General features: G+C 60.3%; 2 protein-coding genes and 2 pseudogenes. 1 reads left to right on the forward strand and 3 read right to left on the reverse strand.

Annotation, left to right across the window (positions count from 1 at the left end; translation table 11 throughout):
• Together DVO78_RS04925 and DVO78_RS18135 are read right to left on the reverse strand one after the other, a co-directional pair.
• A pseudogene (locus DVO78_RS04925) lies at nt 1–1,740 on the reverse strand (hypothetical protein); the annotation flags it as partial.
• Nucleotides 1,741–2,546: 806 nt separating this feature from the next.
• Nucleotides 2,547–2,681 (reverse strand): hypothetical protein, encoded by a 135-nt coding sequence (locus DVO78_RS18135; protein ID WP_274380734.1) that lies wholly within the window; start codon nt 2,679–2,681, stop codon nt 2,547–2,549.
• A gap of 1,204 nt (nt 2,682–3,885) precedes the next feature.
• Between DVO78_RS18135 and ltrA the strand changes: the two are divergent.
• Nucleotides 3,886–5,396, forward strand: a pseudogene (ltrA, locus tag DVO78_RS04930) (group II intron reverse transcriptase/maturase).
• 840 nt (nt 5,397–6,236) lie between these two features.
• Here the strand turns inward: ltrA and DVO78_RS04935 are convergent.
• Nucleotides 6,237–7,332, reverse strand: a 1,096-nt coding sequence (locus DVO78_RS04935; RefSeq protein ID WP_202912091.1) for an SdrD B-like domain-containing protein, incomplete at its 5' end; no start/stop codon positions are given.

Genomic DNA, 7,332 nt, shown 5'->3' on the forward strand with positions numbered 1-7,332 from the left:
GGTGTAGGTGATGACATCATCAACCGCCAGATCAGCATCCGGATCAGCAGACTTCACCAACTCAATCTCCGGAGAGTGGGCCTCATTGGTGAAGACACAGGTCAGCGCCTGCCCACCTCGGTTGGCAGGAATCGGAGGTAGGATACCTGAGCTACCCTCACCCTGGGCGAACGGTTCAGTCTCGTCTCCCCAACGGCACTCGTAGCTAGTGTCGTAGTTGTCCAGGTCCGTGGAACCTGCGCCGCTCTCAGAGATGGTGTATTCGCGGCCGCTCACGGCGATGACTGGACCAGCCACCTGATCCTGGATCCCCGTCTCCGTGCCCTCGGTGGTCGCGGTACCGCCTGCCAAGGGATCATCCGCACCACTGATGCCGATCTCGAGATCGAACTGATCGGTGTCTGCTTCCCGGTCTACGACGTTCTTCTGCAATTGTAGGGTCGGCGGGTAGGTGCAACTCCCCAGGTCAACACCCTGAGGGTTACCTGTGACAGTCACTCCAGTCCCGTATACACCGGTGTTCGGGTCGGATGGGGTAATCGTCGTCACCCCGTTGACGCCGCCGACGTTGCCCGTGGCCTGCACGTACAACTGGCCGGTGGAGTCAAACGTCATACCGTTGTACGCCTGATTGGTGGTCGAAGCAGGCGGCGCCGCCAAGCTGGTGGAAGTCAGCACCGTGCCGCCGGGAGTGCTCGGAATCTCACTGGCGTCCACGCGCACCAGCTGATTGCTGGCACCTGCTTCCGCACTCCAGATGATGTACAGGTTTCCCTGAGCGTCGAAAGCCAGGTCGCCGTTGCCACCACTCGGTGCGGAGTCTGGGATCACGACCCGACCAACCCGACCCATGTACGTATCCGTGACGGTGTTGTATCCATGCAGCTCGAAGATCTTATTGTCACTGCTGCTGTCAACTCCGCTGTAACCACCGAAGTAGAAGACTTCATTAACCGGGTTGATTCCGCCGCCGATGAGGTTGTGGCCCTGCACGCCGGTAATGGTGAGGCCGCTGGCAACCGTCCTGCGGTTTTCGTCGCCGGCATCGACCGCATAAATGTCAACTGTGCTTACCCCGAGCACGGTAGCCTGGCTGGTGCCGTAGGCGGTGTGACCGTCACTGGAGAACGCCAGACCGTTGGTCACGCGATTAGCGAAACTGGCCTCAATCTCCGGGTTGCCACCGGGCGCGTTCATGTCAACCGCGATGACTCCGCTGGTGTTCCCCCCTACCGGGCGAGACTGTGTGTAGATGACACCCGGCTCGCAGCGGAAGAACTCACCGTGGTCGAACGGGGTGATGATGCCGGCGTCGTCGTCCTCGGAGTCTTCGTCGCGGGCCTCGTCCTCGCCGTCACTTGCATCGTCTTCGGAGGAATCGCTGCGGGCTGCGTCTTCGCCGTCCCCCTCATCCTCAGAGTCTTCGTCGCGAGTCGCGTCCTCATCGACGTTGTCGTCCTCGGAACCGTCAAGATCGCCGGGATCATCTTCGGAAGAGTCCCCATCAAGGAGGTCTCCGTCTGGCTCGTCCGCTGAGTCCTCGACACCCTGCTGGGTGGCCCCAAAGGGCTGGGTCTGCGGTGCGGCGAAGGCCGAACTCATCGGTGACAGCAGCAACGCTGTCATCAGGATGGCGGATAGTCCGGTCCGGCGGGCGGTGGAATGCTTGGCACTCCGACGGCCCTTGGGATGTCCTGCGGTGAAAGGCTTGTGGCCGGACTGATCGTCCAAGACGCTCATGCGTCGCTCCATTCGGTGTGGTGGTGAACCCGAGAACTGACACAACAGCTCGCAATCACCGCAAATGACTGGTCTGTCTAGGAAGTTACCAGGCTTTGTGTAGGCCCGCAACAGCTTAGGGCGATATAGTGATTTGGTTCATATTTGTTTCCTAGCACTCTCGCCATGCTGGCTCTCCTCGGGCCCCCGTAGAGTCATTAGGCCGAGAAGATAGCCTGGGCACGGCGATGTCATCATTATCACTTCGCCCAATATCCTCAGAGAACATTGAGGCCCAGTCGTTCCAGGTCAGAGTTTAAGGTGTACCTGCGGATGGGGCTGTCTTGGCGCCCACGGCAGCCAGCAGTCTGAGGAGCGGTTTTACGCGCACGGGGTGCGTTCCCCCAATCCCTGTGAGGATTCACCCGCGCCTCCGTGGAATCACGACAATCGTCGGTGATTCGACCAGCGTTGACCTTACACACAGGTTCTGCTCGGGTAACAGCATGACACAATGAGGCGATCTGACAGTTCCACAGCTTAATCGTTGGCTGCGCTTCATCCGGTGTTCAGGAGCGGGACGGTATACAGTCAGCTCTCGCTGTTGCTCGGCAGACAGCCTGAGTGTCTTGATCACCCGATGAGCGTGTGTACCCCAACCCTTAAGCAGCCCTTGATGATCTGCCATCTTCAGACGTTCTTCTCGACTTCGAACTTCGAATTTCCGGTATAGCTCCCGCTAGTACGTCTTGCCGGTATTCTCATCGATCCCGAGAGCTGCTCAATGAGACTGCGCGATCGGGTGTGGCACAGCTTATTCCACGCCTCTAGGCGACCATGAGAAACTGCCCATGGGCGGCCGGCGGAATGAACCGCAGGCCGCACCAGCGTTCCAGCACTGTACTGATGTGCCCATACGCCTGATCATCAAGGAGCTCCGCTTGATCGATCACCACGATCATTCGTTATTTCTCGCGTTAGAGGTGGTGGCCAGGTATCAGCCCCGGTACGTCGAAGTGGTGAGGCCTCTGCGATTCCCAAGGCGTCATCAGTATCAGGAATTCCTGCCACATCCTGGAGCTTCTCCAGGAGTCGGGAAAAGGAGGAGAGAGCCTTGTCCTGAGGTGCATTCGGCATTGATCCAAGTGACGGAGCCAGTAACGCGGTGGGGAGCCCATTGCACGGCGGCACTGGTTTTTCCGCTGCCCGGTGGGCCCAGCAGCATGGTGATGGAGCTCCCAGTGACACCTTCTTTGAATCGGTTGAGAGTTTGTGGCCGTGGGAGCAGATTGGGCCCTATAGGCGGTACATGAAGGCCATATGACAGGGTCGCGTCTCCTGGTCAGTTGTCTTCTCCATCTTCATCCGGCCCCGCGTCGCAGCGCAGTGTGCTTGAGTACCGCGTGCAGCGCGGAAGCTGCGTGGATGAGATGGCTGGTCACCTGCGCGTACACCGACATCAGAAGAGCGGGCAATCTCGGTGGGAAAAGGTGTCGCGTGTGTGACGTGATGTCGCACATTTTCAGTGGTCATATGAATAGGAGGTGACGTCCTCCGGGTCGTTGCATGTGATCCGGGTCAGTGTCCAAGTGACCCGTCCCCACCGTGGCGTGCCTCGTTGGTGACGACGAGGTGCGAAGCCTGCGGGAAAGCCCAAGTCGCGGAGTCAGCCTGCCGATATGCGACGGGTGAGGGGAAGGTCTGGATGGGTGAACGAAAGTGAACCGTCGATGAGCTCTCGTTAGCTTTAGGCCCCCCTTGCGGCAGGTATCGGGGGTTTCAGGGACGCGCCGGTGCGACTTCGGCAGGTGGCATCCGTAGCGTGCGATGCGGGTGCGGGGACACCACCGTTCCCGGGAGAAAGACGGCACTCTGCCAGGCCGTGTCTGGAAGGTGTGGAACACGGAAACCCCGTCGCGCGCCGGCTACCACCGGTGGGCACTCCCGTAAGGGATGCTGATGGGCGCGGCGGGAACAGGATGGCTCAAGAAGCGAAGGCCAGGGTGTCGAAAGATGCTGGGAAACGCGCGGTGTGTGGCTGCTCCTTCTGCGGTCGCTGGGCGATAACCACCTGGATACCGGACTGGGTGTCCGGACGCGAAAGCGGGCTGAGGTGAGCCGGGTGAGTCGTGGAAGGAAGGTGTGGATGCTCAGGGAACTGCGGGGATGTTATACGCTGCGGCGAACAGACCCGCAGACGCGAGTTTCGACTGGTGGACAAGTATCAATTGGCCACAGGTCGAGGCGGAAGTACGTGCGTTGAGGCAACGGATTTTCACGGCGACGAAGGGTACGAACCCCAGGCGGGTTCGTAGTCTGCAACGCTTGATGTTGCGGTCTCGGGCCAATGTGCTCGTGGCAGTGCGGCAGGTGAAGCAGACGAATAAGGGACGCCACACCGCTGGGGTTGACGGCGTTGTCGTGCTCGATGACCAGTCACGTGCAGCTATGGCCGTATGGCTGGGGCAGAACGCGATGACGACAAGAGCCTCACCGGTGAGGCGGGTCTACATCCCCAAGGCTAAGGGCAAACACCGACCGCTAGGAATCCCTACGCTGATCGACCGCGCTATCCAGGCGATGGTCGCTAACGCGTTGGCACCTGAGTGGGAGGCCCGTTTCGAACCGGATGTCTATGGCTTCCGGCCCGGACGCGGTTGCCACGATGTCATCGAGGCGATCTACCTCTCGTGTGCAGGAACGACCCGGTACCGCATGTGGGTGCTGGACGCGGACCTGAGGGCGGCATTTGACAATATAAGCCACGATCACCTGCTGAGCATGCTCGATGGGTTCCCCGCTAAGGGGCACATCGGGGCATGGTTGAAAGCCGGGATCATGGAACAAGGCGAGTATCTGCCGACCGAAGCGGGAGCGTCGCAAGGCTCGCCAGTCTCGCCGCTGTTGTTGAACATCGCCCTGCACGGGATGGAGGACGCCGCTGGGGTGACCCGACACGCTCCGCATAAGGTGGAGATCGGTGACCGGGTGGTCAAGGGCGCGCCAGTGCTCATCCGCTATGCGGATGATCTGGTGGCTCTGTGCCATTCGGAACAGGAGGCCCACGCAGTCAAGGAACGGCTCGCAGTCTGGCTGCGGCCTCGAGGGCTATCGATCAACGAGGATAAGACCCGTATCGTGCACCTGTCCGAGGGGTTCGATTTCCTGGGGTTCAACATCCGCCGCTATCCGAATGGGAAGCTGCTGACGAAGCCGTCCAAGGCTGCGGTGATTCGGATACGGGCTCGGCTCGGCCAGGAGGTTACGAGACTCAACGGCGCAAACGCGCAGGCGGTTATCGGAACGCTCAACCCCATCATTAGGGGATGGGCCAACTACTACCGCACCGGAGTCTCGCAACGGTCGTACACCAGCTCGATGGTTGGCTGTTTCACCGGCTCTGGCGCTGGGCACTACGACGTCACCCGAACAAGGGCCTACGCTGGATCAAGGACCGCTACTGGGGTCGTTACCGCGCCTGGCGGAACGACCGATGGGTCTTTGGCGACCGGGACACCGGCCAGCACCTGACCAAAACCGCATGGACGCCGATCGTCCGCCATATCAAGGTCAAAGGCCGGGCATCACCTGATGACCCCACCCTGACCCAGTATTGGCAGAGACGACGCCAAAGGCCACCGCTTCCCGCGCCTGCCGCCGCCCTCGGGCTTGCTTGAGCCGGATGAACAGAAATGTTCAAGTCCGGTTCTGAGGGGGCCCCGGCGCAGCAATGCGCCGGGGCTACCCGACTCGTTCGTGCTGATTCGTCACATGCGCTTCCAGCGCTCTGAGCAGCGTATGAGTTTCGTGACCAGCATGGCAGTTCTGCTTCACGCAAAGCTTGATTCAGGTGCCCAGCTTGCCCCTCTGCCATGTGCGGAGCCCTTTGACCGGGACACGAACTTGTCACTCGAACTGGCTCAGCGTCTTCGGCCAACCATTGCCGGAGTCGTGGCAGAATCGCTGCGAACGTTGGACGGGATGGCCTGCCAGGAAGTCTGCCAAGGATTCGATCCCACGAATTACGGCCGGTGCTCGATCGTTTCCGAATGAGGTTCGAGGGCTTCGATGTGCTCTCTTACAGCTCCGGTGTCAAACTACTCCAGGGCCAGGAGTGCCTTATCTACGTGATACTAGACCGCCAGGATAGTTGTTGACCGGCGCAGAGGGGATGCTGGCAGATTCTCTGCGCTGCACCGCACCTGCAGCTTCATCCAGGTTTCCTCTAACGGCGTACAGCACGGCGTAGGCGCTCAAAATCTCACCAGAGTCAGGGGCCGGTGCTCGTTCAGATCATACAGCAGCCTTTGGCGGCGGATGATTTCACCCGCAAGTCGCGGAGCGCCAAAGGGGATAATCGGACTCCGGGTCATTTCGCGCTCCCTGTCCTATCGCCAGGTCACCTCAGAAAGTTCCTCGCACTTCCTTAAGATCTTCAGTCTGCTGTTTCACCAAAAAGGCGGAGGGGAGCAGGCCTCGGCGACCTGCTCCCCTCCTATGCTGAGTCTCTAGGGGGATTAGAACTCAGCGTTTGTGCGGCGGTTGCTCCACTGCCTGAGCAGTAGGCCGCCAAGAAGGAGCGCCAGCGCTGCTGCCAGCGCGCTTCCTATCGCAACACCGGTGCGGGCGAGGTCTTCCTCTTCCTCATCCGGATCCGCCGGAACAGTCGGCGGAGTCGGCTCCGGTGGAACCGCGTTATAGGGGTCATCGTCGCCAACCGGGGTGCCGCTAGCCACACCGACCGCGTCAACCGAAGCAACGTTGGTGTGCAGCTCATCGCCAGCGTTCAGCGTCAGCGTCGCTACACCAGTGATGACTTCATCCGGGGCCCAAGGGCCGTCCCAAGTAGCGGTCAGCACACCGTCAACAAGCTCAGCCTCGATGGTGTCACCGTTCGGCAGAGTCCAGACCAGACCCTCAACTGTGGCATCACCGGCAACCGTCTCATCGGTCAGGACAACATCAACCAGATCCTCATCACCAGTGTTGGTGACATTGATCACGATATCGCGGGTCTCGCCATCCTCATAGGAAACCGCGTCATCCTCAGTGTTGGCATCGTTCTCAATGACACCATCCTCAGCATCACCGTCACCCTTGATGATCGACACACCAGGCTCTTCAGGATCGACCGGCTCAGGCAGCAGCACCACACCGGCGTCCCAGGTCGGGTCAATACCGCCGGTGGCGATGAAGTCCCGGTCATAGTCCTGGGTCAGCCCGGGCGAATCCTCACCCAGGGTGAACACCGGAGTCAGCCCAGTGGAGACATTGGCGTCCGAGTCAACGGAAGCGTCGTCCCCAGCCTGTTTGGTGGTGAACCCGTACAGTTCAGCCTGCTCTTCGGTCAGCTCGAACCCGACCTGGTACTCGCCAGCTGGCAAGTCATCGAAGATGTACCGGCCATCAGAATCGGTCTCAGTGCGAGCAAGCTCATTGCCCTCACCGTCGTAGAGAACAACTGTCACACCAGGCAGAGGATCTTCGTCCTCATCCTGAATGCCGTCACCGTTCTCATCGATCCAGACGTAGTCACCGATCGCGTAAGTCGGCTCTTCAGGCTCCGGCGGCACGAAGGTCGTCGGATCATCATCCTCAACCGGATCACCACTG

Origin of the sequence: Nesterenkonia muleiensis (genome assembly GCF_003600155.1) — a bacterium.
GTDB classification, from domain to species: Bacteria; Actinomycetota; Actinomycetes; order Actinomycetales; family Micrococcaceae; genus Nesterenkonia; species Nesterenkonia muleiensis.